The 23,787-nt window shown below is 70.8% G+C and carries 20 protein-coding genes; 13 read left to right on the top strand and 7 right to left on the bottom strand.

What is annotated here, in order from left to right:
* The first annotated feature begins 293 nt into the window (after positions 1 to 293).
* Positions 294 to 767 (top strand): type II 3-dehydroquinate dehydratase, encoded by a 474-nt coding sequence (aroQ, locus tag ABTX62_RS15670; protein WP_352116677.1) that lies wholly within the window; start codon positions 294 to 296, stop codon positions 765 to 767.
* A gap of 321 nt (positions 768 to 1,088) precedes the next feature.
* Here the strand turns inward: aroQ and ABTX62_RS15665 are convergent, their stop codons facing one another.
* Together ABTX62_RS15665 and ABTX62_RS15660 are read right to left on the bottom strand one after the other, a co-directional pair.
* Complete coding sequence (locus ABTX62_RS15665; protein ID WP_352116676.1) at positions 1,089 to 1,745, bottom strand: MBL fold metallo-hydrolase; 657 nt, start codon at positions 1,743 to 1,745, stop codon at positions 1,089 to 1,091.
* A gap of 54 nt (positions 1,746 to 1,799) precedes the next feature.
* Positions 1,800 to 2,489, bottom strand: coding sequence for a maleylpyruvate isomerase family mycothiol-dependent enzyme (locus ABTX62_RS15660; RefSeq protein WP_352116675.1), 690 nt, complete (start codon positions 2,487 to 2,489; stop codon positions 1,800 to 1,802).
* Between the two features lie 222 nt (positions 2,490 to 2,711).
* On the opposite strand from ABTX62_RS15660, the gene uvrA reads away from it, so the two are divergent.
* Positions 2,712 to 5,738, top strand: coding sequence for an excinuclease ABC subunit UvrA (gene uvrA, locus ABTX62_RS15655; RefSeq protein ID WP_352116674.1), 3,027 nt, complete (start codon positions 2,712 to 2,714; stop codon positions 5,736 to 5,738).
* 76 nt (positions 5,739 to 5,814) lie between these two features.
* On the opposite strand, the gene ABTX62_RS15650 is transcribed toward uvrA, so the two are convergent.
* Positions 5,815 to 6,366: a YceI family protein gene (locus tag ABTX62_RS15650; protein ID WP_352116673.1), complete on the bottom strand. Its 552-nt coding sequence runs from the start codon at positions 6,364 to 6,366 to the stop codon at positions 5,815 to 5,817.
* Between the two features lie 101 nt (positions 6,367 to 6,467).
* On the opposite strand from ABTX62_RS15650, the gene ABTX62_RS15645 reads away from it, so the two are divergent.
* Complete coding sequence (locus tag ABTX62_RS15645) at positions 6,468 to 7,337, top strand: helix-turn-helix domain-containing protein (protein ID WP_352116672.1); 870 nt, start codon at positions 6,468 to 6,470, stop codon at positions 7,335 to 7,337.
* A gap of 34 nt (positions 7,338 to 7,371) precedes the next feature.
* On the opposite strand, the gene ABTX62_RS15640 is transcribed toward ABTX62_RS15645, so the two are convergent.
* The 4 genes from ABTX62_RS15640 to ABTX62_RS15625 all read right to left on the bottom strand — a co-directional run bounded on the left by ABTX62_RS15640 (position 7,372) and on the right by ABTX62_RS15625 (position 10,828).
* Positions 7,372 to 8,280, bottom strand: coding sequence for a carbohydrate kinase family protein (locus ABTX62_RS15640; RefSeq protein ID WP_352116671.1), 909 nt, complete (start codon positions 8,278 to 8,280; stop codon positions 7,372 to 7,374).
* On the bottom strand, positions 8,277 to 9,320 hold the full coding sequence (locus tag ABTX62_RS15635) for a LacI family DNA-binding transcriptional regulator (protein WP_352116670.1): 1,044 nt from the start codon (positions 9,318 to 9,320) through the stop codon (positions 8,277 to 8,279). The genes ABTX62_RS15640 and ABTX62_RS15635 overlap by 4 nt, the downstream gene beginning before the upstream one ends.
* A gap of 146 nt (positions 9,321 to 9,466) precedes the next feature.
* On the bottom strand, positions 9,467 to 10,414 hold the full coding sequence (locus tag ABTX62_RS15630) for a hypothetical protein (RefSeq protein ID WP_352116669.1): 948 nt from the start codon (positions 10,412 to 10,414) through the stop codon (positions 9,467 to 9,469).
* Positions 10,415 to 10,675: 261 nt separating this feature from the next.
* A complete protein-coding gene (locus ABTX62_RS15625) occupies positions 10,676 to 10,828 on the bottom strand; it encodes a hypothetical protein (protein WP_352116668.1) in 153 nt (50 codons plus the stop codon).
* Positions 10,829 to 11,091: 263 nt separating this feature from the next.
* Here ABTX62_RS15625 and uvrC point away from each other — a divergent pair, with 263 nt between their 5' ends.
* The 10 genes from uvrC (at position 11,092) to ABTX62_RS15575 (ending at position 23,698) form a co-directional block, all read left to right on the top strand.
* Positions 11,092 to 13,287: an excinuclease ABC subunit UvrC gene (gene uvrC / locus ABTX62_RS15620; RefSeq protein WP_352116667.1), complete on the top strand. Its 2,196-nt coding sequence runs from the start codon at positions 11,092 to 11,094 to the stop codon at positions 13,285 to 13,287.
* Positions 13,284 to 14,243: an RNase adapter RapZ gene (rapZ, locus tag ABTX62_RS15615; protein WP_352116666.1), complete on the top strand. Its 960-nt coding sequence runs from the start codon at positions 13,284 to 13,286 to the stop codon at positions 14,241 to 14,243. Before uvrC ends, rapZ begins: the two co-directional genes overlap by 4 nt.
* Positions 14,240 to 15,319 (top strand): gluconeogenesis factor YvcK family protein, encoded by a 1,080-nt coding sequence (locus ABTX62_RS15610; RefSeq protein ID WP_352116665.1) that lies wholly within the window; start codon positions 14,240 to 14,242, stop codon positions 15,317 to 15,319. Before rapZ ends, ABTX62_RS15610 begins: the two co-directional genes overlap by 4 nt.
* Positions 15,310 to 16,299 (top strand): DNA-binding protein WhiA, encoded by a 990-nt coding sequence (gene whiA, locus ABTX62_RS15605; protein ID WP_283969816.1) that lies wholly within the window; start codon positions 15,310 to 15,312, stop codon positions 16,297 to 16,299. The genes ABTX62_RS15610 and whiA overlap by 10 nt, the downstream gene beginning before the upstream one ends.
* A 165-nt stretch (positions 16,300 to 16,464) precedes the next feature.
* The gene (locus tag ABTX62_RS15600) at positions 16,465 to 19,419 is read left to right on the top strand and encodes a M14 family metallopeptidase (RefSeq protein ID WP_352116664.1); all 2,955 of its coding nucleotides are present in this window, start codon (positions 16,465 to 16,467) and stop codon (positions 19,417 to 19,419) included.
* A gap of 227 nt (positions 19,420 to 19,646) precedes the next feature.
* Positions 19,647 to 20,654, top strand: a complete 1,008-nt coding sequence (gene gap / locus ABTX62_RS15595; RefSeq protein WP_283969818.1) for a type I glyceraldehyde-3-phosphate dehydrogenase — start codon at positions 19,647 to 19,649, stop codon at positions 20,652 to 20,654.
* 144 nt (positions 20,655 to 20,798) lie between these two features.
* Entirely contained in the window at positions 20,799 to 22,010 is a 1,212-nt protein-coding gene (locus tag ABTX62_RS15590; RefSeq protein ID WP_352116663.1) for a phosphoglycerate kinase, read from the top strand.
* A 5-nt stretch (positions 22,011 to 22,015) separates the two neighbouring features.
* Positions 22,016 to 22,792, top strand: coding sequence for a triose-phosphate isomerase (gene tpiA, locus ABTX62_RS15585; RefSeq protein ID WP_352116662.1), 777 nt, complete (start codon positions 22,016 to 22,018; stop codon positions 22,790 to 22,792).
* 125 nt (positions 22,793 to 22,917) lie between these two features.
* Positions 22,918 to 23,154, top strand: coding sequence for a preprotein translocase subunit SecG (gene secG, locus ABTX62_RS15580; RefSeq protein ID WP_502997958.1), 237 nt, complete (start codon positions 22,918 to 22,920; stop codon positions 23,152 to 23,154).
* A gap of 208 nt (positions 23,155 to 23,362) precedes the next feature.
* Entirely contained in the window at positions 23,363 to 23,698 is a 336-nt protein-coding gene (locus ABTX62_RS15575; protein ID WP_003957010.1) for an RNA polymerase-binding protein RbpA, read from the top strand.
* The last annotated feature ends 89 nt before the right edge of the window (positions 23,699 to 23,787 follow it).

Raw genomic sequence — 23,787 nt, 5'->3', positions numbered from 1 at the left:
CGATAAACCGGCGGTGAGGGCGGGGAGGGGAGGGTTGCGGCGCACCGCGACAAGGGGTGGTGAGGGCGGGGAGGGGAGGGTTGCGGCGCACCGCGACAAGGGGTGGTGAGGGCGGAGTCGGGACGGTTGCGGCGCACCGCGATAAACGGCGTTGAGCGTGGAGGGGGGCCGGCCGCGGCACACCGCGAGAAGCCGGCGTCGAGTGCGGAGGGGGATCGGCCGCGCGCACCGTGATAGACCGGCTGTGAGCAGCGGTCCGTCACGGGCCGCGACCCGAACGGACCGGAGGAACCGTGCCCCGTACCCTGGCCAACGCCCCGATCATGATCCTCAACGGCCCCAACCTGAACCTGCTCGGCCAGCGTCAGCCGGAGATCTACGGCTCCGACACCCTCGCCGACGTCGAGGCCCTGTGCGCCAAGGCGGCGGCCGCGCACGGCGGTACGGTCGACTTCCGCCAATCCAACCACGAGGGCGAGCTGGTCGACTGGATCCACGAGGCGCGGCTGAACCACTGCGGCATCGTGATCAACCCGGGGGCCTACTCCCACACCTCCGTCGCCATCCTGGACGCCCTCAACACCTGTGACGGCCTGCCGGTGCTGGAGGTCCACATCTCCAACATCCACCAGCGCGAGTCGTTCCGGCACCACTCCTACGTCTCGCTGCGCGCCGACGGGGTCATCGCGGGCTGCGGCGTGCAGGGGTACGTCTTCGGGGTGGAGCGCGTCGTGGCGCTGACCGGGGCGGCGCGGGCGGACGCGTAGGCGGCAGCCGACGATGTAAGCCCCGCCGGGCAGGGCGAGCGCCGCTCACCGACGGCGGCGGCATGTGCCGGGGCCGCCGGCCGAGGGCGGGGATCGACAGGCCGGCGGCCCATCCGCCCAGGAGCCGTCATCCTGCGCGGGGCTGATACCAGTTGACTGCGCAACCAACGTGGAGGGGAGCGTCTGTGCGGCGCCGGTGTGTGCGAACGATTCACACGGGGCGCGTGCGCGGCTCACCACTCCGCACGTTCGCGCCCCGCGCAGTCACGCACCACTCCGACGCGTCCGTCACCACCCGCGCGTTCCACTGCGGCGCGTCCCTCACCACCCGCGCGCGTGCCACTCCGGCAGGTGCGGACGCTCCGCGCCGAGGGACGTGTCGTTGCCGTGCCCCGGGTAGACCCAGGTCTCGTCCGGAAGGGCGCCGAAGATCTTGGTCTCGACATCGTGGATGAGGCTGGCGAACGCCTCGGGGTCCTTGTGGGTGTTGCCCACACCGCCCGGGAAGAGGCAGTCCCCTGTGAACACATGGGGGTGCCCATGCGGGTCGTCGTAGACGAGAGCGATCGAACCGGGCGTGTGCCCGACCAGGTGGCGCGCGGTGAGTTCCACCCCGCCCACCCGGATGGTGTCGCCGTCGTCGACCAGCACGTCGGTGCGTACGGGGATGCCCTCGGCGTCCTCCCGGCCCGCGTACGTGCGGGCGCCGGTGGCCGCCACGACCTCGGCGAGCGCCTGCCAGTGATCGCCGTGCCGGTGGGTCGTGACGACGGACGCGATGCCGTCACGGCCGATCATGCCGAGCAGTGTCCCGGCCTCGTTCGCGGCGTCGATCAGCAACTGCTCGTCCGTGGCCCGGCAGCGCAGCAGATAGGCGTTGTTGTTCATCGGGCCGACCGCGATCTTCGTGATCATCAGGTCCTTGAGCTCGTGCACATCGGCCGGTCCGCCGACCGTCACCTCTCCGCTGTACGTCATGTCCGCCAGCCTATAGCCGGGGAGCGGCCCCGGTGCCGCACCCGGGAAGCGGCCCTACAGCGGAGGCAACGCCGGGAGCGGACCCCCGTCAACCTTCAGCGCGGTCCCGGTACGGCGGCCGGCGAGCCAGCCCAGCAGGTCCGCCGGAGAGCCCGTGACGGTCACCTCCGGACGGCCTTCGGCCTGCCGTCCCGTGCTCCACGCGCACGTGCCGTCCGTGAGGCGCGTGGGCGGCACGTCCGGGTGCCCGGCGAACCGGTCGGCGAGGAAGCCGATCTCCCGCTCGGTGAAGTCCGCCGGAAGATCCTCCAGCTCGTACCCGATGTCCAGGTCCACGTGGTGCAGCTCCACCTCGACCCATCGCCGGAACGGCACCCGGGACGCGGAGTCCGTGACGCCGTTGCGCAGCTCCACCGTGCGCGCCCAGTCCGCGGGGGCGCCCCCGGCCTCCTGGAAGCGGGCCGAGCTCTCCCGCAGGTCGGCGAGCTGGACGTCCAGACCGCGCGGGGCGTCCCGCTCGATGTCGGCGTCCCGGGCCGCGCCGGAGACGTACATGGGACGCCCTTCGAGCACGTTCACCAGGGCGTCGGCGTTGCGGGCGAGATGGGCCAGGACATGGCCGCGGCTCCAGCCGGGCAGCCGTGACGGGTGGGTCACAGCCGCGTCGTCCAGTGTGCCGACTGCGGTCAGCAGCCGTTCCGTCGCGTCACGTACAGATGCCAGGTCATGAGCGTGATCAATCATGCTGCTGACCTTAGCTCCGCCACTCCTTCGGGTGAAGGTGGTGAAGCAGTGCCGTAAATCGAAAGCACGTGCTATATGGTCGGACGTGGCGTCGGGCATGCTGGAGAGCCGGGGTTTGTTGACAACCCGTGAATCCGTCCGGCGTTGTCAGTGGCTCCCCCTAGTCTGAGAAAGACGGGGGCCCCGCCCCTGTCACTTCTCTCAAGAAAGGTGCGGACCGGCGTGGCCGACCGTCTCATCGTCCGTGGAGCGCGCGAGCACAACCTCAAGAACGTCTCGCTCGACCTCCCGCGCGACTCGCTCATCGTCTTCACGGGCCTGTCGGGGTCGGGCAAGTCCTCGCTGGCCTTCGACACCATCTTCGCCGAGGGCCAGCGGCGCTACGTCGAGTCGCTCTCCTCGTACGCCCGGCAGTTCCTCGGCCAGATGGACAAGCCGGACGTCGACTTCATCGAGGGCCTGTCCCCGGCCGTCTCGATCGACCAGAAGTCGACCTCGCGCAACCCGCGCTCCACGGTCGGCACCATCACCGAGGTCTACGACTACCTGCGCCTGCTCTTCGCGCGCATCGGCAAGCCGCACTGCCCGCAGTGCCGCCGCCCGATCACCCGCCAATCGCCGCAGGCCATCGTCGACCGGGTCCTGGAGCTGCCCGAGGGCAGCCGCTTCCAGGTGCTGTCGCCGCTGGTGCGCGAGCGCAAGGGCGAGTTCGTCGACCTCTTCGCCGACCTCCAGACCAAGGGCTACTCCCGCGCGCGGGTCGACGGCGAGACGATCCAGCTGTCGAACCCGCCCACGCTGAAGAAGCAGGAGAAGCACACCATCGAGGTGGTCGTCGACCGCCTCACGGTGAAGGACGGCGCCAAGCGCCGCCTCACCGACTCCGTCGAGACCGCCCTCGGTCTGTCCGGCGGCATGGTCGTGCTCGACTTCGTCGACCTCCCCGAGGACGACCCCGAGCGCGAGCGCATGTTCTCGGAGCACCTGTACTGCCCGTACGACGACCTGTCCTTCGAGGAGCTGGAGCCCCGCTCCTTCTCCTTCAACTCGCCCTTCGGCGCCTGCCCCGACTGCACCGGCATCGGCACGCGCATGGAGGTCGACCCGGAGCTGATCGTCCCGGACCCGGACAAGAGCCTGGACGAGGGCGCCATCCACCCCTGGTCCCACGGCCACACCAAGGACTACTTCGGCCGCCTGATCGGCGCCCTCGCCGACGCGCTGGGCTTCCGCACCGACATCCCCTTCGCGGGACTGCCGCAGCGCGCCAGGAAGGCCCTGCTCCACGGCCACAAGACCCAGGTCGAGGTCCGCTACCGCAACCGCTACGGCCGTGAGCGCCGGTACACCACGGCCTTCGAGGGCGCCGTCCCGTTCGTCAAGCGCCGACACAGCGAGGCGGAGAGCGACTCCAGCCGCGAGCGCTTCGAGGGCTACATGCGCGAGGTGCCCTGCCCGACCTGTGAGGGCACGCGCCTGAAGCCGATCGTCCTCGCGGTCACGATCATGGACAGGTCCATCGCCGAGGTCTCCGCGATGTCGATCAGCGACTGCGCGGACTTCCTGGGCGAGCTGAGGCTCACCGCCCGCGACAAGAAGATCGCCGAGCGCGTGCTGAAGGAGGTCAACGAGCGGCTGCGCTTCCTCGTCGACGTCGGCCTGGACTACCTCTCGCTGAACCGCGCGGCCGGCACCCTGTCCGGCGGCGAGGCCCAGCGCATCCGCCTGGCCACCCAGATCGGCTCCGGCCTGGTCGGCGTGCTGTACGTGCTGGACGAGCCGTCCATCGGCCTGCACCAGCGCGACAACCACCGGCTGATCGAGACCCTGGTCCGGCTGCGCGACATGGGCAACACGCTCATCGTCGTCGAGCACGACGAGGACACGATCAAGATGGCCGACTGGGTCGTCGACATCGGCCCCGGCGCCGGTGAGCACGGCGGCAGGGTCGTGCACAGCGGCTCCCTGAAGGAGCTGCTGGCCAACGACGAGTCGCGGACCGGGCAGTACCTGTCCGGCAGGAAGGCCATCCCGCTGCCCGACATCCGGCGCCCGCTGGACCCGTCCCGGCAGCTCACGGTGCACGGTGCCCGGGAGAACAACCTCCAGGACATCGACGTCTCGTTCCCTCTGGGCGTCTTCACCGCCGTCACCGGTGTCTCCGGCTCCGGCAAGTCGACGCTGGTCAACGACATCCTGTACACCCACCTGGCCCGCGAGCTGAACGGCGCCCGGAGCGTGCCCGGGCGGCACACGCGCGTGGACGGCGACGACCTCGTCGACAAGGTCGTGCACGTGGACCAGTCGCCCATCGGCCGCACCCCGCGCTCCAACCCGGCCACGTACACCGGCGTCTTCGATCACATCCGCAAGCTGTTCGCCGAGACCACCGAGGCGAAGGTCCGCGGCTACCTGCCCGGCCGCTTCTCCTTCAACGTCAAGGGCGGCCGCTGCGAGAACTGCGCGGGCGACGGCACCATCAAGATCGAGATGAACTTCCTCCCGGACGTCTACGTCCCGTGCGAGGTCTGCCACGGCGCCCGGTACAACCGGGAGACCCTGGAGGTCCACTACAAGGGCAAGTCCATCGCCGAGGTCCTGAACATGCCGATCGAGGAGGCCACGGAGTTCTTCGAGGCGGTCCCCGCGATCGCCCGGCACCTCAACACGCTGAAGGACGTCGGTCTCGGCTACGTCCGCCTCGGCCAGGCCGCGACCACCCTGTCCGGTGGCGAGGCACAGCGCGTGAAGCTCGCCAGCGAGCTGCAGAAGCGCTCCACCGGCCGTACGGTCTACGTCCTGGACGAGCCGACCACCGGTCTGCACTTCGAGGACATCAGCAAGCTGCTGACGGTCCTGTCCGGACTGGTCGACAAGGGCAACACGGTCATCGTCATCGAGCACAACCTCGACGTGATCAAGACCGCCGACTGGATCGTCGACATGGGCCCCGAAGGCGGCGCCGGAGGTGGGCTGGTCGTCGCCGAGGGCACGCCCGAGCAGGTGGCGGGGGTCCCGGCCAGCCACACCGGCAAGTTCCTGCGCGAGATCCTCGGCGCCGACCGCGTCAGTGATGCGTCCTCGGTGAAGGCACCCCGCAAGACGACGGCCCGCAAGACCGTCGCGGCCAAGACGGCCTCGCCCCGCAAGACCGCCACCAAGACGGTCGGCGGCGCGACCGCCAAGAAGACGACGGCCAAGACCACCCAGGCCGCAGCGAAGAAGACGACCCGGACCAGCAAGGGCTGACGTCCCGGCCGAACGCCGTGCCCCACAGGCAATGTCCTGTGGGGCACGGCGCGTTCCGCGTGCGGTCAGGGGTCCTTCAGGCGTCCTTCGGCTCCACGAACTGCATGTCGAGCTGGATCTTGACCACTTCGCCGAGCAGACCGGGGGCGAAGTCCAGCCCGAACTCGCTGCGCCGTATCTCACCCGTCGCCTCGAACCCGGCATGCCGGCTGCCGTCCATCGGCACCTCGACCAGCCCACCGAACTCCACGGCGAGCGTCACCGGGCGGGTCACGCCGCCGATCGTCAGCTCGCCCTCCATGGTCCACTCCTCCCCCGCGCCCGACACCCGCGTCGAGCGGTACGTCATCGTCGGGCGCTTCGCCACGTCGAGCAGGTCGGGGGCGAGGACGTGCGCGTCCCGGTCGGGGTTGCCGGTGTCGACCGAGGCCAGGTCGACGGTCGCGGAGACCCGCACGTCCTCGACCCGCTCCCCGACGAACAGCTCGGCCTCCAGCCGCTCGAAGCGCCCCCGCACCTTGGCGATGCCCAGGTGCCGGATGGTGAAGTTGACGGAGGAGTGGAACGGATCGAGGGCCCACTGACCGGGAGCCAGCGGCAGGGCGGTGGTGGCGGTGTCATTCGTCATGCCCTCCACCCTGTGGTCCGCGCGGCCCGGAAGGGAGACCGGCCGGAGCCTGGTAGTGACGGGGCCACCCTCCGCGCCCGCGCGCCCGGTACGTTCGGCGGGTGAGCGACAACGAGTTGGGCACGTTCCTGCGCACCTGGCGTGAAGCCGTCACCCCGGCCGAGGCGGGTCTGCCCGCGGGGCCCCGGCGCCGTACCCCGGGCCTGCGGCGCGCCGAACTGGCCACGCTCGCCGGTGTCAGCGTCGAGTACCTCACCCGGCTGGAACAGGGCCGCGACCGCAACCCGTCCGCCCAGGTGCTCGGCGCCCTGGCCGACGCCCTGAACCTCTCCCTGCGCGACCGGATGCTGCTGCGCCGCCTGACCAAGGAGGCGGACGGCGGCGACCCGCTGCTCTGTGCGGCGGCCCCGCCGCTCAGCCGCGCGGCACGCCCCACCGTGCGAGCCGTGCTGGACCGCCTGGAACCGGCTCCCGCGCTGGTGGTCAACTGGATCGGCGACGTCCTCGCCCACACGGCCGGGTACGAGCGGCTGGTGGGCCCCCTCGGTCTGCTCGACGACGAGCGGCCCAATCTGCTCCGGTACCTGTTCACCGACGAGCGGGCACGCGGCGCCTACCGCGAGTGGGACCGGGTGGCCGACGATCTCGTCGCCCGGCTCCGGCACGGCGTCCCGCTGAGGGACCCGTACCTCGCCGAGCTGGCCGACGAGCTGACGGTGACGGCGGGCGCGGAGTTCACCGACCGCTTCGCCGCCCTGGCCATGACACCGCGGCGGACGGGTTCCCAGGACATCGAACACCCCGAGGCCGGTTCCCTGCGGCTGCTGGTCGAGACGCTCACGCTTCCCGACGAGGGGCAGCAGGTCGTCATCCACCTCCCCGCGGACGACGCCACGGCCGCCGCCCTGGACCGCCTCAACGGCCGTCGCCCCGGCGCCCTGCGGGCCGTCGCGACGGGGGAGACCGGCTGAGGCCTCTCGGTCCGCCGCGAGTCCTTCTGCCGGGTCAGTCCGTCAGCTCGTGCGCGTGGGGCGGCTCCGCCCCGGCCCGTGAGCAGGTGACGGCCGCCGCGCGGGCCGCGAAGCCCAGCAGTTCCCTCCAGCCGTCGGGGCCCAGCGCGGCCGTCGCGTGCCTGCTGAGGGCGTCGCGCACCGCGAGCCCGTGCAGCAGGGCCGCGTTGACCGTGTCGCCCGCGCCGATCGTGTCCACGACCGCCACACGTTCGCCCGGCACCGCGTACACGCCGCCGTCGGCGGTGAACACCGTCAGACCGTCCCCGCCCCGGGTGATCACGATCGCCACCGGGCCGGCCGCCAGCCACTCCTGGGGTGTCCCGCCCAGCCACTCGGCGTCCTCCTCGGACAGCTTCAGCAGGGACACCGACGGCAGCCAGCTCTTGAACCGTGCCCGGTAGGCGTCCGCGTCCGGGATCAGCCCGGGCCTGATGTTCGGGTCCAGCGCCGTGAACACGCCCTGCGCGGACGCCCGGCGCATCAGCTCCTCGTATGCGCTCGCTCCCGGCTCCAGCACCAGCGAGCAGGTGCCGAAGGACACCGCCCGGGTGCCGGACGGCAGCACCGAGGGCGCCGAGAACAGCCGGTCCGCCGTCCCGTCGACGTAGAAGGAGTACGCCGCCGAACCGTCCGCGCCGACCGTGGCGACGGCGAGGGTCGTCGGCTCGGCGCCCCGCTGCACCGCGGACACATCGACCCCGGTCTCGCGCAGCCGGTCCAGCAGGGCCTCCCCGAAGGCGTCGGCCGACACCCGGGAGCAGAAGGCGGCGGAGGAGCCGAGGCGTCCCAGCGCCACGGCCGTGTTGAACGGGCCGCCGCCGAGGGCCGGCTGCAGCGCCGCCAGGGCTCCCGTGCCCTGCGGTACCAGGTCGATCAGTGCCTCACCGGCGACCACGATCACGACGGTGTTCCTTCCTCGGACGGGCTCGGGCAGCCGCAGGACGTGCGGTGGACGAAGGCGCAGGGCAGGCGCACGGTCCGGGCGGGCCGGTCCGGTTCGGCGAGGCGCTCCAGGAGCACGCCCACGGCCCGGGCGCCGATGTCCTTGCCGGGCTGCGCGATGGCGGTGAGCCGGGGCGAGAACAGATCCGCCCAGGCGAAGTCGTCGAAGCAGCACAGCGCGATGTCACCCGGTACGGACAGGCCGTGCGCGCTCAAGGTACGCAGCACGCCGATGGTCATGGCGTTGTTGCCGGTGACCAGGGCGGTGGGCGGCACACCGAGGGACAGCAGGGCCTCCGTGGCCTGCTCGGCGCCGGCCGACTCCGAGTCGCCGTGCACCAGCAGCCGCCCGTCGTACGCCAGCCCCGCGAACGCGAGACCACTGCGGTAGCCGGTGATCCGTTCGCTCGTGGTGCTGAGCCCGGGCCGTCCCGCCACCAGCCCGATCCGCCGGTGACCGAGGCCGGCGAGATGGGTGACCAGCCGGGACATCGGTTCGGCGTTGTCGGCGCACACCTGGTCGAAGCCCGGACCGGCGGCGGCCCCCGGCGCTTCCACCAGCCGGTCTAGGAACACGGCCGGTACGTCGTGCCGCCCCAGGTAGGCGAGCAGCCCGCGGGGGTCGGCCGAGGGTGCGACGATCATGCCGTCCACCCGGCGCTCGTGCAGCAGCTGGACCACCTTGCGCTCATGCTCCGGGTCGTCGTGCGGATCTGCGATCAGCAGGCTGTAGCCGGCCTCCAGTGCAGCGGCCTCGACGCCCTGGAGGATCTCCGTGAAGTACGGGTTGCTGATCGCCGACACCGCCAGCCCGAACGACCGGGTGCGGGACGTCACCAGGGAACGGGCCAGCGTGTTGGTGGTGTAGCCGAGCTCCTCCACGGCGTCGAGGACCGCCTGGCGGGTGTGCGGCAACACCGGCCGGGTGCCGTTCAGCACGTGCGAGACGGTCGCCACGGAGACACCGGCGCTCCGCGCCACATCGGCCATCGTCGCCATGCCGCTCCCGCCTCCTCAATCAGGCCCCGGCGGGGAACGTACCCCATCGAAGCGGCCGACGTAAACGCTTGCGCAATCGATTACGCAATCGCTTACGGCACATGGAGGCCCGCAGCGCCGACGGCGGGCCGCTGCCCCGCGAGCCGCTACTCCCAGTCCCAGCCGATCCCCAGGAACCCCGCCCGCACCCGCGGCTCGACCAGGTGCACCGACCGGTGCCGGCCGCTCAGCGCCAGGTCCTGGCATCCGCTGCGCGGCGCCGCCGCCGAGTGCTGGGCGAAGCGGTGGCAGCGCACCGGGAGAGCCGCCGCGTCGAAGCAGACCTGGAGGGCGTACTGGCCGCCGGGGGAGTCGAAGCCGCGGACGTACTCGCGGGACACGCCCGCCGTGCCGTCCTCGACGCCGTAGCGGAACAGGAAGGTGTCCCCGGCCCGAAGCCGGGTGTCGAAGAGCAGCTCGGCCGCGAGCACGCCTGTGTCGCGGTGCCAACGGACCCGCCCAGTACGGCAGTTCTCCAGGGCGTGCACCCGCATGCGCTCGGGCGCGGCTCCCCGGTCGCCGTGGTGGACGGCCACGAAGCGGTCGATGCCGTCCCGATGGGCGCGCACGATGTGGTGCGACTCGCGCTCGGTCAGTTCGCGCCGGGCCCCGATCCGGAGCCGCTCGTGGTGGCCGAGGGTGTGCAGGCCCCCGTCCGGCGGGCAGCCCAGCTCGGCCAGCAACTGGTCCAGGACCCCGGAGGCCTCGACGAGCGAGCGGTAGGAGCGGGCGGCCGGCCGCAGCCCGGACGGGCTCTGCCCGGACTCCGCGAGCAGCCGGATCAGCGACTCCTCGGGAAGCTCCAGGATCTCCTCCAGCGCGCGCACGGCCCGCAGCGACTCCGGGCGCTGTGGGCGTCGGGCCCCCTGCTGCCAGTAACTGAGACTCGTGACGCCGACCTTCACACCGTGGCGGGACAGATGGTGCTGCACGCGTTGCAGGGGCAGGCCGCGGGCGGCGATCGCGGCGCGCAGGGCGACATGGAAGGGGCCTCCTCGCAGGGCCGAGTCCAGTTCCGCGGTGGCGACGTCCGCGTGCTGTGGGGCGTGCGGCATGCAGGGGCCTCTCTGTGAGTCGGCGACGGCTGGTCAGACCGTCGGCGCGGGCCGCCCGGGGCCGTTCCGTCTCGACGTCAGGGAGGTCTTCACATCCGTACGTCGTGGTTCAGGGTCCCGAGTTCCCCCGCATTGAAGCGTGTTGACCTGGCCCCGACAACACCTGATGCCGGACAGTGACGTACCCGCTCCGGCCGGCTCCGTCCGGACATGCGAACGCCCGGGGCGTGCGCCCCGGGCGTTCGCAGTGGACGTGGGCTTCTAGGAGCGGTCGCTTCCGCCCTGTTCCCGCAGGGCCAGGCGCTTGGCCCGCGCGATGTCGGGATCGCGCGGGTCCAGGGCGTCGCGCAGCGCCAACGGCTCGTCCGGGTACCTGCGGGCACGGACCGCCCGCCGGGTTTTCTCGATCCGCATCCGCTTCATGTGCGCAGCCCTCCGACCCGTGGCCCGCCCGCTCCGCACCGGGAACGACGGTCCGCACCGACAACCTGTGCCTGCACCGGGACCGGCTCCGTCCGCCGGACGTCGCCTTGTCCCGTGGGTGAGCCCCATTCCCGCTCCCGGCGGGCCGTAACCCCGGGGCGGGGTATGCCGTTGGAAACCGCCCTGCCGCCGGGGCGTGATCGCGCCCCGGCGACCGCGCCGGACTGTCGGTGCTCGCCAGTAGGGTGTGAGACATGGCCGACCCCTCCAGCTACCGTCCCAAACCGGGTGAGATCCCCGACTCACCGGGGGTGTACAGGTTCCGTGACGAGCACCGCCGGGTGATCTACGTCGGAAAGGCCAAGAGCCTGCGCCAGCGCCTGGCGAACTACTTCCAGGACCTGGCGGGCCTGCACCCGCGCACCCGCTCCATGGTCACCACGGCCGCGTCCGTGGAGTGGACGGTGGTGTCCACGGAGGTCGAGGCGCTCCAGCTGGAGTACTCGTGGATCAAGGAGTACGACCCCCGGTTCAACGTCAAGTACCGCGACGACAAGAGCTACCCGTACCTCGCGGTGACGATGAACGAGGAGTACCCGCGCGTGCAGGTGATGCGCGGTCACAAGAAGAAGGGCGTGCGCTATTTCGGGCCGTACGCGCACGCGTGGGCGATCCGCGACACGGTCGACCTCCTGCTGCGCGTCTTTCCCGTGCGTACGTGCTCCGCGGGCGTGTTCAAGAACGCCGCCCGCACCGGCCGCCCGTGCCTCCTGGGTTACATCGGCAAGTGCTCGGCCCCCTGTGTGGACCGCGTCTCCGCCGACGAGCACCGGGAACTGGCCGACGAGTTCTGCGATTTCATGACCGGCCGCACGAACACGTACATCCGCCGCCTGGAGAAGCAGATGGGCGAAGCGGCCGAGGACCTGGAGTACGAGCGGGCGGCCCGGCTGCGTGACGACATCGAGGCCCTGAAGAAGGCCATGGAGAAGAACGCGGTCGTGCTCGCCGACGCGACCGACGCCGACCTGATCGCGGTCGCCGAGGACGAGCTGGAGGCGGCCGTCCAGATCTTCCACGTGCGCGGCGGGCGGGTGCGCGGCCAGCGCGGCTGGGTCACCGACAAGGTGGAGGAGATCACCACCGGCGCCCTCGTGGAGCATGCCCTGCAGCAGCTGTACGGCGAGGAGACGGGGGACGCCGTCCCCAAGGAAGTCCTGGTCCCGGCCCTGCCCGACCCCGTCGAGCCCGTCCAGGAGTGGCTCACCACGCGGCGCGGCTCGGGTGTCTCCCTGCGCATCCCGCAGCGTGGCGACAAGAAGGCCCTCATGGAGACCGTGCAGCGCAACGCCCAGCAGACGCTCGTGCTGCACAAGACCAAGCGCGCCTCCGACCTGACCACGCGCTCACGCGCCCTGGAGGAGATCGCCGACGCCCTCGAACTGGACAGCGCCCCGCTCAGGATCGAGTGCTACGACATCTCCCACCTCCAGGGCGACGACGTCGTGGCCTCCATGGTCGTCTTCGAGGACGGGCTCGCCCGCAAGAGCGAGTACCGCCGCTTCCAGATCAAGGGCTTCGCCGGGCAGGACGACGTCCGCTCGATGCACGAGGTGATCAACCGCCGCTTCCGGCGCTATCTCGCCGAGAAGGAGAAGACGGGCGAGTGGGCCGACGGCGAGGCCACCGGGAGCGCCGGGAGCATCGAGAACGGTGAGACCGCCGGGCACGAGGGCTCCCCCACGGGTGCGGACGCCCTCGCCGGTACGGACGCCGCCACCGGCACGGACACCCTCGCCGACATCGGTACGGACACCGTCACCGGTACGGACACCCTCACCAGCGCGAACACCCTCACCGAGGACGACGGCCGTCCCAAGAAGTTCGCCTACCCGCCCCAGCTCGTGGTCGTGGACGGCGGCGCCCCCCAGGTCGCCGCCGCCCGGCGCGCCCTGGACGAGCTCGGCATCGACGACATCGCCGTCTGCGGCCTCGCCAAACGCCTGGAGGAGGTCTGGCTGCCCGGCGACGACGACCCGGTGGTCCTGCCCCGCACCAGCGAGGGCCTGTATCTCCTCCAGCGTGTGCGTGACGAGGCCCACAGGTTCGCGATCAGCTACCAGCGCACGAAGCGGTCCAAGCGCTTCCGCTCCAGCCCCCTGGACGACGTCCCCGGTCTCGGGGAGACGCGCAAGCAGGCACTGCTGAAGCACTTCGGCTCGTTGAAGAAACTGCGATCCGCCACCATCGACCAGATCTGCGAGGTCCCCGGCATAGGCCGCAAGACGGCCGAGACGATCGCGGTGGCACTCGCCCGGTCGGCCCCGGCCGCACCCGCCGTCAACACGGCGACTGGAGAGATCATGGAGGAGGAACCCGGCACCATGGGTTCCAGTGGGGTACCCGTGACGACGGGAGCCCCGGACGAACGACGGGGGCAGGAGACATGAATGTGAACGACCACCACGGGCAGCAAGAGCAGACCGGAGACGGAGCACAGGTGAGTACGGGCACGCCCAACGAGAAGGCCCCGGTCCCGGAAGCGGCCATCCCCGAGTTGGTGATCATCTCCGGCATGTCCGGAGCCGGGCGGTCCACGGCGGCGAAGTGCCTGGAGGACCTCGGCTGGTTCGTCGTCGACAACCTGCCGCCCGCGCTGATCCCCACCATGGTGGAGCTCGGCGCCCGCTCCCAGGGCAATGTGGCGCGGATCGCCGTCGTCGTCGACGTCCGCGGCCGCCGCTTCTTCGACAACCTCCGTGAGTCCCTCGCCGACCTGGAGGCGAAGAACGTCACCCGGAGGATCGTCTTCCTGGAGTCCTCCGACGAGGCCCTGGTCCGCCGCTTCGAGTCGGTGCGCCGCCCGCACCCCCTGCAGGGCGACGGCCGCATCGTCGACGGCATCGCCGCCGAACGCGAGCTGCTGCGCGAGCTGCGCGGGGACGCCGACCTGGTGATCGACACCTCCAGCCTGAACGTGCACGAGCTGCGCGCCAAGATGGACGCCCAGTTCGCGGGGGAGGAGGAGCCGGAGCTGCGGGCCACGGTGATGTCGTTCGGCTACAAGTACGGGCTGCCGGTCGACGCCGACCTCGTCGTCGACTGCCGCTTCCTGCCGAACCCGCACTGGGTCCCGGAGCTGCGCCCCTACACGGGCCTGAACGAGGAGGTGTCGGGCTACGTCTTCAACCAGCCCGGCGCCAAGGAGTTCCTCGACCGCTACACGGAGCTCCTCCAGCTCGTCGCCACCGGCTACCGCCGTGAGGGCAAGCGCTATGTGACCATCGCCGTGGGCTGCACGGGCGGCAAGCACCGCTCGGTCGCCATGTCGGAGAGGCTCGCCGCCCGGCTCGCCGCCGAGGGTGTGGAGACGGTGGTCGTACACCGGGACATGGGACGCGAATGACACGACGTACTCCGCGGCTGAGCCGGCTGCGCCGGGTGGTGCCCGAGGGCAACACGGACGGCAAGGGCGGCCGGCCCGCCGAGGCCCGGGGCGGCAGACCGCGCCGCCGGGGCACCCAGCCCAAGGTCGTGGCCCTCGGCGGCGGCATGGGCCTGTCCGCCTCGCTCGCCGCGCTGCGCCGGATCACCGGTGACCTCACCGCCGTCGTCACCGTGGCCGACGACGGCGGCTCCAGCGGTCGGCTGCGCGACGAGCTCGGCGTGCTGCCGCCCGGCGACCTGCGCAAGGCGCTGGCCGCGCTGTGCGGCGACGACGACTGGGGCCAGACCTGGGCCCGGGTCATCCAGCACCGCTTCCAGTCCAAGGGCGACCTGCACGAGCACGCGGTCGGCAATCTGCTGATCGTCGCCCTGTGGGAACAGCTCGGCGACCATGTCCAGGCCCTCGACCTGGTCGGGCGGCTGCTGGGCGCCCAGGGGCGGGTGCTGCCGATGTCCGCCGTGCCGCTGGAGCTCCAGGCCCTGGTCAAGGGCCACGACCCGGCCCGCCCGGAGGAGGTCGACACGGTCCGCGGCCAGGCGACCGTCGCCCTCACCCCGGGTGAGGTGCAGTCCGTGCACCTGGTGCCGTGCGACCCCCCGGCCGTGCCCGAGGCGGTCAAGGCCGTCCTCGACGCGGACTGGGTGGTGCTCGGCCCCGGCTCCTGGTTCTCCTCGGTCATTCCGCACCTGCTCGTGCCCCAGTTGCTGGACGCGCTCTCGCAGACGAAGGCCCGCCGGGTACTCTCCCTGAACCTCGCGCCGCAGCCCGGAGAAACCGAGGGCTTCTCCCCGCAGCGTCATTTGGAGGTTTTGGGACGACACGCCCCTAAACTCGCCCTGGACGTGGTGCTGGCCGACGAGGCCGCCGTGCCCGACCGCGACTCCCTGACCGATGCCGCCAAGCGGTTCGGGGCCGCGGTCGAGCTGGCGCCGGTGGCCCGGCCCGACGGCACCCCGAGGCACGACCCGGAGCTGTTGGCCGCCGCGTACGACCGTATTTTTCGGATGCATGGAAGGATCGGCCCATGGCGATGACGGCAGCGGTGAAGGACGAGATCTCCCGGCTCCCCGTCACCCGTACCTGCTGCAGAAAGGCGGAGGTCTCCGCCATTCTGCGGTTCGCCGGCGGCCTTCACCTGGTGAGCGGTCGGATCGTGATCGAGGCGGAGCTGGACACGGCGATGGCGGCCCGCCGGCTCAAGCGGGACATCCTGGAGATCTTCGGACACAGTTCCGAGCTGATCGTGATGGCCCCGGGCGGACTGCGTCGCGGTTCGCGCTACGTGGTGCGTGTGGTGGCGGGCGGCGACCAGCTCGCTCGCCAGACCGGCCTGGTCGACGGGCGGGGCCGCCCGATCCGCGGCCTGCCCCCGCAGGTGGTCTCGGGGGCCACCTGCGACGCCGAGGCCGCCTGGCGTGGCGCGTTCCTGGCGCACGGCTCGCTCACCGAGCCCGGCCGCTCCTCCTCCCTGGAGGTGACCTGCCCGGGCCCCGAGGCCGCGCTGGCCCTGGTCGGCGCGGCCCGTCGGCTGTCGATCCCCGCCAAGGCCCGCGAGGTGCGCGGAGTGGACCGGGTCGTCGTCCGGGACGGTGACGCGATCGGCGCCCTGTTGACCCGCCTCGGCGCACACGAGTCGGTGCTGGCGTGGGAGGAGCGCCGGATGCGCCGCGAGGTGCGCGCCACGGCGAACCGGCTCGCCAACTTCGACGACGCCAACCTGCGCCGCTCGGCCCGCGCGGCCGTCGCCGCCGGTGCTCGGGTGCAGCGCGCCCTGGAGATCCTCGCCGACGACGTGCCCGAGCACCTCGCCGCCGCCGGCCGGCTGCGGATGGAGCACAAGCAGGCCTCCCTGGAGGAGCTGGGCGCGCTCGCCGACCCGCCGCTGACCAAGGACGCCGTCGCCGGCCGGATCCGCCGCCTGCTGGCCATGGCCGACAAGCGTGCCTCCGATCTCGGCATTCCCGGTACGGAGGCCAACCTCAGCGAGGACCTGGCCGACCATCTCGTGGGCTGATGCCGACGGCCTGACCTCACGAACCATCAGCACACCGGTGCCGACGCCCACTTGGGTGGTCGGCGCCGGTGTTCGCGTGTCGGTGAGGCACCCTTGACTCGATCATGGAGTGTCATGAGCCTGGCATCTGTTCGCTGCTGTGGCGGACCCACGCTAGGGGGGTTCATGAGACGTAGAGCGAGATCGATCCTCGCTGTCGGCGCGCTCCTGATCGGCGGAGCGAGCTTCGCACCCATTGCCCAGGCGGAACCGGGTGGTTCGACCCCGTCGGGCCTGGACGAAGTCAAGGTCTTCCGCGCCGACGTCACCCGCAAACAGGTACCCCTGCTGCTGGCGGCCGGCCAGGACGGTCACGAATTGAGCGAGCGCGTCCCCGAGAAGGGCGCCGCGACCGTCGAGGTCTACCTGACGGACCAGCAGGCGAAGAAGCTGGAGAAGCGGGGCGTCGACCTCACCGTGCACGAGCTCTCCGCCCGGGCCGAGGCCCGCGTCGAGGGCGCCGCCGAGGGTGTGTTCCGCCCGTACAGCGGCAAGGGCGGTCTGCGGGAGGAACTCCTGCGCACCGCACAGGAGAACCCGGACCTCACCAAGGTCGTCTCCATCGGCAAGACCATCAAGGGCCAGGACATCCTCGCCCTGAAGCTCACCAAGGGCGCGAAGAGGACGAAGGACGGCTCCAAGCCCTCCGTCCTCTACATGTCCGCCCAGCACGCGCGCGAGTGGATCACGCCGGAGATGACACGGCGTCTGATGCACCACTATCTGGACAACTACAAGAAGGACCGGCGCGTCAAGAAGATCGTCGACTCCACCGAACTGTGGTTCCTGCTGTCGGCCAACCCCGACGGCTACGACTTCACCTTCGCGGACCCGGCGAACCGCCAGTGGCGCAAGAACCTGCGGGACGTCAACGGCGACGGCACCATCACCACCGGTGACGGCGTCGACCTCAACCGCAACTTCGCCTACAAATGGGGCTACGACAACGAGGGGTCGTCCCCCAACCCCACCAGCCAGACCTACCGCGGCGGGGGCCCGAACTCCGAACCGGAGACCCAGGCCCTGGACGCCTTCCAGAAGCGGATCGGCTTCACCTACGGCATCAACTACCACTCCGCCGCCGAACTCCTCCTCTACGGAGTCGGCTGGCAGGTGGCCACGCACACCCCGGACGACGTCCTGTACGAGGCGCTGGCCGGCACGCCCGACAACTCCGCGATCCCCGGCTACCACCCGCAGCTCTCCTCCGAGCTGTACACCACCAACGGCGAGGCGGACGGCCACGCGGCGAACGTCAACGGGCTGGCCATGTTCACCCCAGAGATGTCGACCTGCCAGACCGTCTCGGACCTCGACCCGAACGACGAGTGGAAGGCGGCCGACTGCCAGTCGGTCTTCACCTTCCCGGACGACGAGAGGCTGATCCGGCAGGAGTTCGCCAAGAACGTCCCGTTCGCGCTCTCCGTCGCCGAGTCCGCCGCCCGTCCCGACCGGCCCTCCTCGTCGGTCGGCCTGAGCGCCGCCGACTTCACCCCGGCCGCGTTCCCCACGTCGTACTCCCGCGGCGCCGACCAGGAGGTCTCCGTCGTCGTACGCAAGTCGGTGCGCGACAAGGAGCTCAGGTACCGCGTCAACGGCGGCCGCACCCTGGACATGGCGCTCAAGCCCTGGAAGGGCGGTGAGACCTACGGCGGTGAGGACAACCTCTACTTCGACGAGTACCGGGCCAAGGTCAAGGACGGCGAGCCGGGCGACAAGGTCGAGGTCTGGTTCACCGGCGAGGCGAAGAACGGCAGGAAGCTCTCCAGCGAGCGCTTCACCTACACCGTCGCCGAGCGCCCCCGGGCGAACACCCTCGTCGTCGCCGAGGAGGGCGCGGCCGCCACGCAGGCGCAGACCTACGTGGACGCGCTCAAGGCGAGCGGCCGCAAGGCGATCGTCTGGGACGTCTCCCGGCAGGGCGCACCCGACGCGCTGGGCGTGCTGAGCCACTTCGACACCGTCGTCCACTACACGGGCGCGAGCGTCCCGGGCGTCGCCACCCAGCTCCAGCTGCGGGCCTTCCTCAACGAGGGGGGCTGGCTCATCGAGGCCGGTGAGCAGGCCGGCGGCAACGTGGACCTCGGCGGCGGCGCGCTGTCGAACGACTTCAGCCAGTACTACCTGGGCGCCTACACCCGTACCGCCACCCCCGGGGCGACCGGCTTCACCGGCTCCGGCGAGCTGGGCGGCGTCACCAGCCCGCTCGGCGCGGCCCCCGGCAACCCGCTGGACAAGGCCGGCACCTACAGCGTGACCTCGGACGAGCTCGGGACCGACGAGTTCCCGCAGTTCGCGAGCAAGGGCGCCGGGCAGTTCGCCGGCACGGTCAACCCGTACGGCCCGTTCGCGGGCTCGTCGATGGCCGCCGCCGTCCACACCGACGACGCCTACAAACGCCTCACCCGTACCGTGGACCTCACCCATGTCACCGCGGCCGACAAGCCCACCCTGCGCACCCAGCTGCTGTGGGACACGGAGCCCGGCTACGACCACGCCATCGTCGAGGCCCACACCACGGGTGCCGACGACTGGACGACCCTTCCCGAGGCGGGCGGCGCCACCAGGAGCACCGTGCCGACGGAGTGCGAGGGCGGGTTCTACGTCAACGAGCACCCCTGGCTGAAGCACTACCTGACCGTGGCGGCCGACGGCTGCACCGCGACCGGCACCACCGGCACGTGGAACAGCCTCACCGGCGCCTCCGGCGGCTGGCAGCAGGTGAACTTCGACCTGAGCGCCTACGCCGGCACAACGGTGGAGGTCTCGATCGCCTACGTCACCGACCCGGGCAGTGGCGGGCACGGCGTCCTCGCCGACAACGCCTCGCTCGTCGTCGGCGGCACGGCGAAGGAGACCGAGGGCTTCGAGACCTCGCTCGGCGCCTGGAAGGTGAGCGGACCGCCCGAGGGCAGCCCGGCCGTCCTGAAGGACTGGGCACGCACCGGCGCCCTGTTCCAGACGTACGGCGCCGTCACCACGGACGACACCGTGCTGCTGGGCTTCGGCCTGGAGCACGTCGGCGGCGCTGCCGACCGGGCGGCACTGATGAGGAAGGCGCTCGCTTCCCTGGACGGGTGATTTCCCTGGCCGTCAGGGAACACGTCCCCTGGCCAAACCGAGTGGTCCCGCTCTCGGTGGTGGGCGGTCCGTACCCCTACTGGCGGGTACGGACCGCCCTGCCGTGTATGAGGCATCTGGATGTCACTACCAGGGCTTACGAGAGGTAGGGTCGTAGGCGGTCGGGGACATCCCAAACAGAGCTCGCCGGCACCTCGTGGCCGGCGTACCAACGAGGAGATCGGTTCGTGACGATCCGCGTAGGCATCAACGGCTTCGGTCGTATCGGTCGCAACTACTTCCGCGCGCTGCTGGAGCAGGGTGCAGACATCGAGATCGTGGCTGTCAACGACCTGGGTGACACCGCGACCACCGCCCACCTGCTGAAGTACGACACCATCCTGGGCCGTCTCAAGCAGGAGGTCACCCACACCGCCGACACCATCACGGTCGACGGCAAGACGATCAAGGTGCTCGCCGAGCGCAACCCCGCCGACATCCCGTGGGGCGAGCTGGGCGTCGACGTCGTCATCGAGTCGACCGGCATCTTCACCAAGAAGGCCGACGCCGAGAAGCACATCGCCGGTGGCGCGAAGAAGGTCCTCATCTCGGCTCCGGCCAAGGACGAGGACGTCACCATCGTGATGGGCGTCAACCAGGACACGTACGACCCGGCGAACCACCACGTCATCTCCAACGCCTCCTGCACCACCAACTGTGTGGCGCCGATGGCGAAGGTCCTCGACGAGAACTTCGGCATCGTCAAGGGCCTGATGACGACGGTGCACGCGTACACCAACGACCAGCGCATCCTGGACTTCCCGCACAAGGACCTGCGCCGCGCGCGTGCCGCCGCCGAGAACATCATTCCGACCACCACGGGTGCCGCCAAGGCGACCGCGCTGGTCCTGCCGCAGCTCAAGGGCAAGCTGGACGGCATGGCCATGCGCGTCCCGGTCCCGACCGGCTCGGTCACCGACCTGGTGCTGGAGCTCGGCCGCGAGGTCACCAAGGAAGAGGTCAACGCCGCCTTCCAGAAGGCCGCGGAGGGCGAGCTCAAGGGCATCCTCGAGTACACCGAGGACCCGATCGTCTCCTCCGACATCGTGAACGCCCCGGCGTCCTGCACCTTCGACTCCTCCCTGACCATGGTCCAGGAGGGCAAGAACGTGAAGGTCATCGGCTGGTACGACAACGAGTGGGGCTACTCCAACCGCCTCGTCGACCTTACGGTCTTCGTCGGCAACCAGCTCTGATCAACCGAGCAGGCACGGCCATGTGACAGCAGGGCTCGGGCGGCGCGAGGACGCGCCGCCCGAGCCCTGCGTCACGTACAGATCAGAGCTGTTCGATCAAGAGCGCTTTCGAGCGTTCACGAGCTCTTTCAGGAGAGTCCCCTCATGAAGACGATCGACGAACTCCTCACCGAAGGGGTCGCAGGCAAGCGGGTCTTCGTCCGCGCCGATCTGAACGTGCCGCTGGACGGCACGCGCATCACCGACGACGGCCGCATCCGCGCCGTGCTGCCCACGGTCAAGGCCCTCGCCGACGCGGGCGCCCGGGTGGTCGTCGCCTCTCACCTGGGCCGCCCCAAGGGCGCCCCGGACCCGGCCTTCTCCCTCGCCCCGGCCGCCGCGCGCCTCGGTGAACTCCTCGGGGCGGACGTGGCCTTCGCGACCGACACGATCGGCGAGTCCGCCCGTGCCGCCGTCGCCGGTCTCGCCGACGGCCGGGTCGCGGTCGTCGAGAACCTGCGCTTCAACGCCGGTGAGACGAGCAAGGACGACGCCGAGCGCGGCGCCTTCGCCGACGAGCTCGCCGCCCTCGCCGGCGTCTACGTCGGTGACGGCTTCGGCGCGGTGCACCGCAAGCACGCGTCCGTGTACGACCTCCCGGCCCGCCTGCCGCACTACGCCGGCCACCTCATCGCCACCGAGGTCGGCGTGCTGAGGAAGCTGACCGACGACGTCAAGCGGCCCTACGCGGTCGTCCTGGGCGGCGCCAAGGTGTCCGACAAGCTCGCCGTCATCGACCAGCTGCTCGGCAAGGCCGACCGCCTGCTCATCGGCGGCGGCATGGTCTTCACCTTCCTCAAGGCCAAGGGCCACGAGATCGGCACGTCCCTGGTGCAGGAGGACCAGCTCCCGGTCGTCCGGGAGTACATCGAGCGCGCCGAGAAGAACGGCGTCGAACTGGTCCTGCCCGTGGACGTCGTGGTCGCGCCGGAGTTCCCGGACCTCAAGACCAAGGCCCCCGCCCGGCCCGGCACCGTCGCCGCGGACGCCATGCCGGCCGGTCAGATGGGGCTGGACATCGGCCCCGAGTCCCGCACGCTGTACGCCTCGAAGATCGCCGACGCCGCCACCGTCTTCTGGAACGGCCCCATGGGCGTCTTCGAGCACCCCGATTTCGCCGAGGGCACCAAGGCGGTCGCCCAGGCCCTCCTCGACTCCCAGGCCTTCACCGTGGTCGGTGGTGGCGACTCCGCCGCGGCCGTCCGCATCCTGGGATTCGACGAGAACGCATTCGGCCACATCTCGACCGGTGGCGGCGCCTCCCTCGAATACCTCGAGGGCAAGACGCTCCCCGGCCTCGCCGCACTGGAGGACTGAACTCAATGAGCACGCGCACGCCGCTGATGGCGGGCAACTGGAAGATGAACCTCAACCACCTCGAGGCCATCGCGCACGTCCAGAAGCTCGCCTTCGCCCTGGCCGACAAGGACTACGAGGCCGTCGAGGTCGCCGTCCTGCCGCCCTTCACCGACCTGCGCTCCGTGCAGACCCTGGTCGACGGCGACAAGCTCAAGATCAAGTACGGCGCCCAGGACATCTCGGCGCACGACGGCGGTGCCTTCACCGGCGAGATCTCCGGCCCCATGCTGGCCAAGCTGAAGTGCACGTACGTCGCCATCGGCCACAGCGAGCGCCGCCAGTACCACGCCGAGACCGATGAGCTGGTGAACGCCAAGGTCAAGGCCGCCTACAAGCACGGTCTGACGCCGATCCTGTGCGTCGGTGAGGAGCTGGAGGTCCGCGAGGCGGGCAACCACGTCTCCCACACCCTCGCCCAGGTCGAGGGCGGTCTGAAGGACCTCCCGGCCGAGCAGGCCGAGACCGTCGTGATCGCCTACGAGCCCGTCTGGGCCATCGGTACCGGCAAGGTCTGCGGCGCCGAGGACGCCCAGGAGGTCTGCGCGGCGATCCGCGGCAAGATCGCCGAGCTGTACTCGCAGGAGCTGGCCGACAAGGTCCGTATCCAGTACGGCGGCTCGGTCAAGGCCGGCAACGTCGCGGAGATCATGGCCCAGGCCGACATCGACGGTGCCCTGGTCGGCGGCGCCTCACTGGACGCCGACGAGTTCGTCAAGATCGTGCGCTTCCGCGATCAGTGAGCGCCCCGGAGGCGACCCGGCGCATCGCGAGTATGCCGTAGCGACGATCCGTCGTACCCTTGCGGGGTCCAGCGCTGTGCTGGGCCCCGCGTCGTCCGTCCGAATCCGAGGAAGTTGGTCCAGCCGTGGTTTTGGGGTTCTCGATCGCCCTGATCTTCTTCAGCCTGCTGCTGATGCTGCTGGTGCTGATGCACAAGGGGAAGGGCGGCGGTCTCTCCGACATGTTCGGTGGCGGCATGCAGTCCTCCGTCGGCGGCTCCTCGGTCGCCGAGCGCAACCTCGACCGGATCACCGTCGTGATCGGTCTGCTGTGGTTCGCGTGCATCATCGTGCTCGGCATCCTGATGAAGGTGAACAACTGACCGAGCAGCAATCCACACGGAACTCGTACGTAAGGCCCCATGTTCGGTACGCGCAGCTGAGCGCGGCCTATCATGGGGCTTGCGTCCAGGTGTGAGGGTTGTAACTCCAATCACTGGACGCGCGTTGGGCCTTACGTAGACTGAGGCGCTCGCAGCGAAGCGGAACGCCGACTCGCTTCGCGGCACCATCACGCAGGGAGTTACGACCGTGGCAAGTGGCAACGCGATCCGGGGAAGCCGGGTCGGGGCGGGGCCGATGGGCGAGGCCGAGCGCGGCGAGTCCGCGCCGCGGCTGCGCATCTCCTTCTGGTGCTCCAACGGACACGAGACCCAGCCGAGCTTCGCCAGCGACGCGCAGGTGCCCGATACCTGGGACTGTCCCCGCTGCGGCTTTCCGGCAGGCCAGGACCGGGACAACCCGCCGGACCCGCCGCGCACCGAGCCCTACAAGACGCACCTGGCGTACGTACGGGAGCGGCGCAGCGACGCGGACGGCGAAGCGATCCTCGCCGAGGCGCTCGCCAAACTCCGGGGCGAGATCTAGTGCCGCAGCAGGCAACGTTCGCCCCGTCGCGACGCCCGGCACGCACTCTCGCCGCACCGGGCGCAAGCCCAAGTACACCCAGTACGAGG

It is taken from the genome of Streptomyces sp. NPDC096046 (assembly GCF_040303285.1).
In the GTDB taxonomy this organism is placed as follows: Bacteria; Actinomycetota; Actinomycetes; order Streptomycetales; family Streptomycetaceae; genus Streptomyces.
This window is presented reverse-complemented; position numbering and strand designations above follow the sequence as displayed.

Coding starts and splice junctions, on each gene's coding strand:
- ABTX62_RS15665 (WP_352116676.1), bottom strand. CDS start 1,745: ATGACGTACAGCGGAGAGGTGACGGTCGGCGGACCGGCCGATGTGCAC.
- ABTX62_RS15660 (WP_352116675.1), bottom strand. CDS start 2,489: ATGATTGATCACGCTCATGACCTGGCATCTGTACGTGACGCGACGGAA.
- ABTX62_RS15650 (WP_352116673.1), bottom strand. CDS start 6,366: ATGACGAATGACACCGCCACCACCGCCCTGCCGCTGGCTCCCGGTCAG.
- ABTX62_RS15635 (WP_352116670.1), bottom strand. CDS start 9,320: ATGGCGACGATGGCCGATGTGGCGCGGAGCGCCGGTGTCTCCGTGGCG.
- ABTX62_RS15630 (WP_352116669.1), bottom strand. CDS start 10,414: ATGCCGCACGCCCCACAGCACGCGGACGTCGCCACCGCGGAACTGGAC.
- ABTX62_RS15625 (WP_352116668.1), bottom strand. CDS start 10,828: ATGCGGATCGAGAAAACCCGGCGGGCGGTCCGTGCCCGCAGGTACCCG.
- uvrC (WP_352116667.1), top strand. CDS start 11,092: ATGGCCGACCCCTCCAGCTACCGTCCCAAACCGGGTGAGATCCCCGAC.
- rapZ (WP_352116666.1), top strand. CDS start 13,284: ATGAATGTGAACGACCACCACGGGCAGCAAGAGCAGACCGGAGACGGA.
- ABTX62_RS15610 (WP_352116665.1), top strand. CDS start 14,240: ATGACACGACGTACTCCGCGGCTGAGCCGGCTGCGCCGGGTGGTGCCC.
- whiA (WP_283969816.1), top strand. CDS start 15,310: ATGGCGATGACGGCAGCGGTGAAGGACGAGATCTCCCGGCTCCCCGTC.
- ABTX62_RS15600 (WP_352116664.1), top strand. CDS start 16,465: ATGAGACGTAGAGCGAGATCGATCCTCGCTGTCGGCGCGCTCCTGATC.
- ABTX62_RS15590 (WP_352116663.1), top strand. CDS start 20,799: ATGAAGACGATCGACGAACTCCTCACCGAAGGGGTCGCAGGCAAGCGG.
- tpiA (WP_352116662.1), top strand. CDS start 22,016: ATGAGCACGCGCACGCCGCTGATGGCGGGCAACTGGAAGATGAACCTC.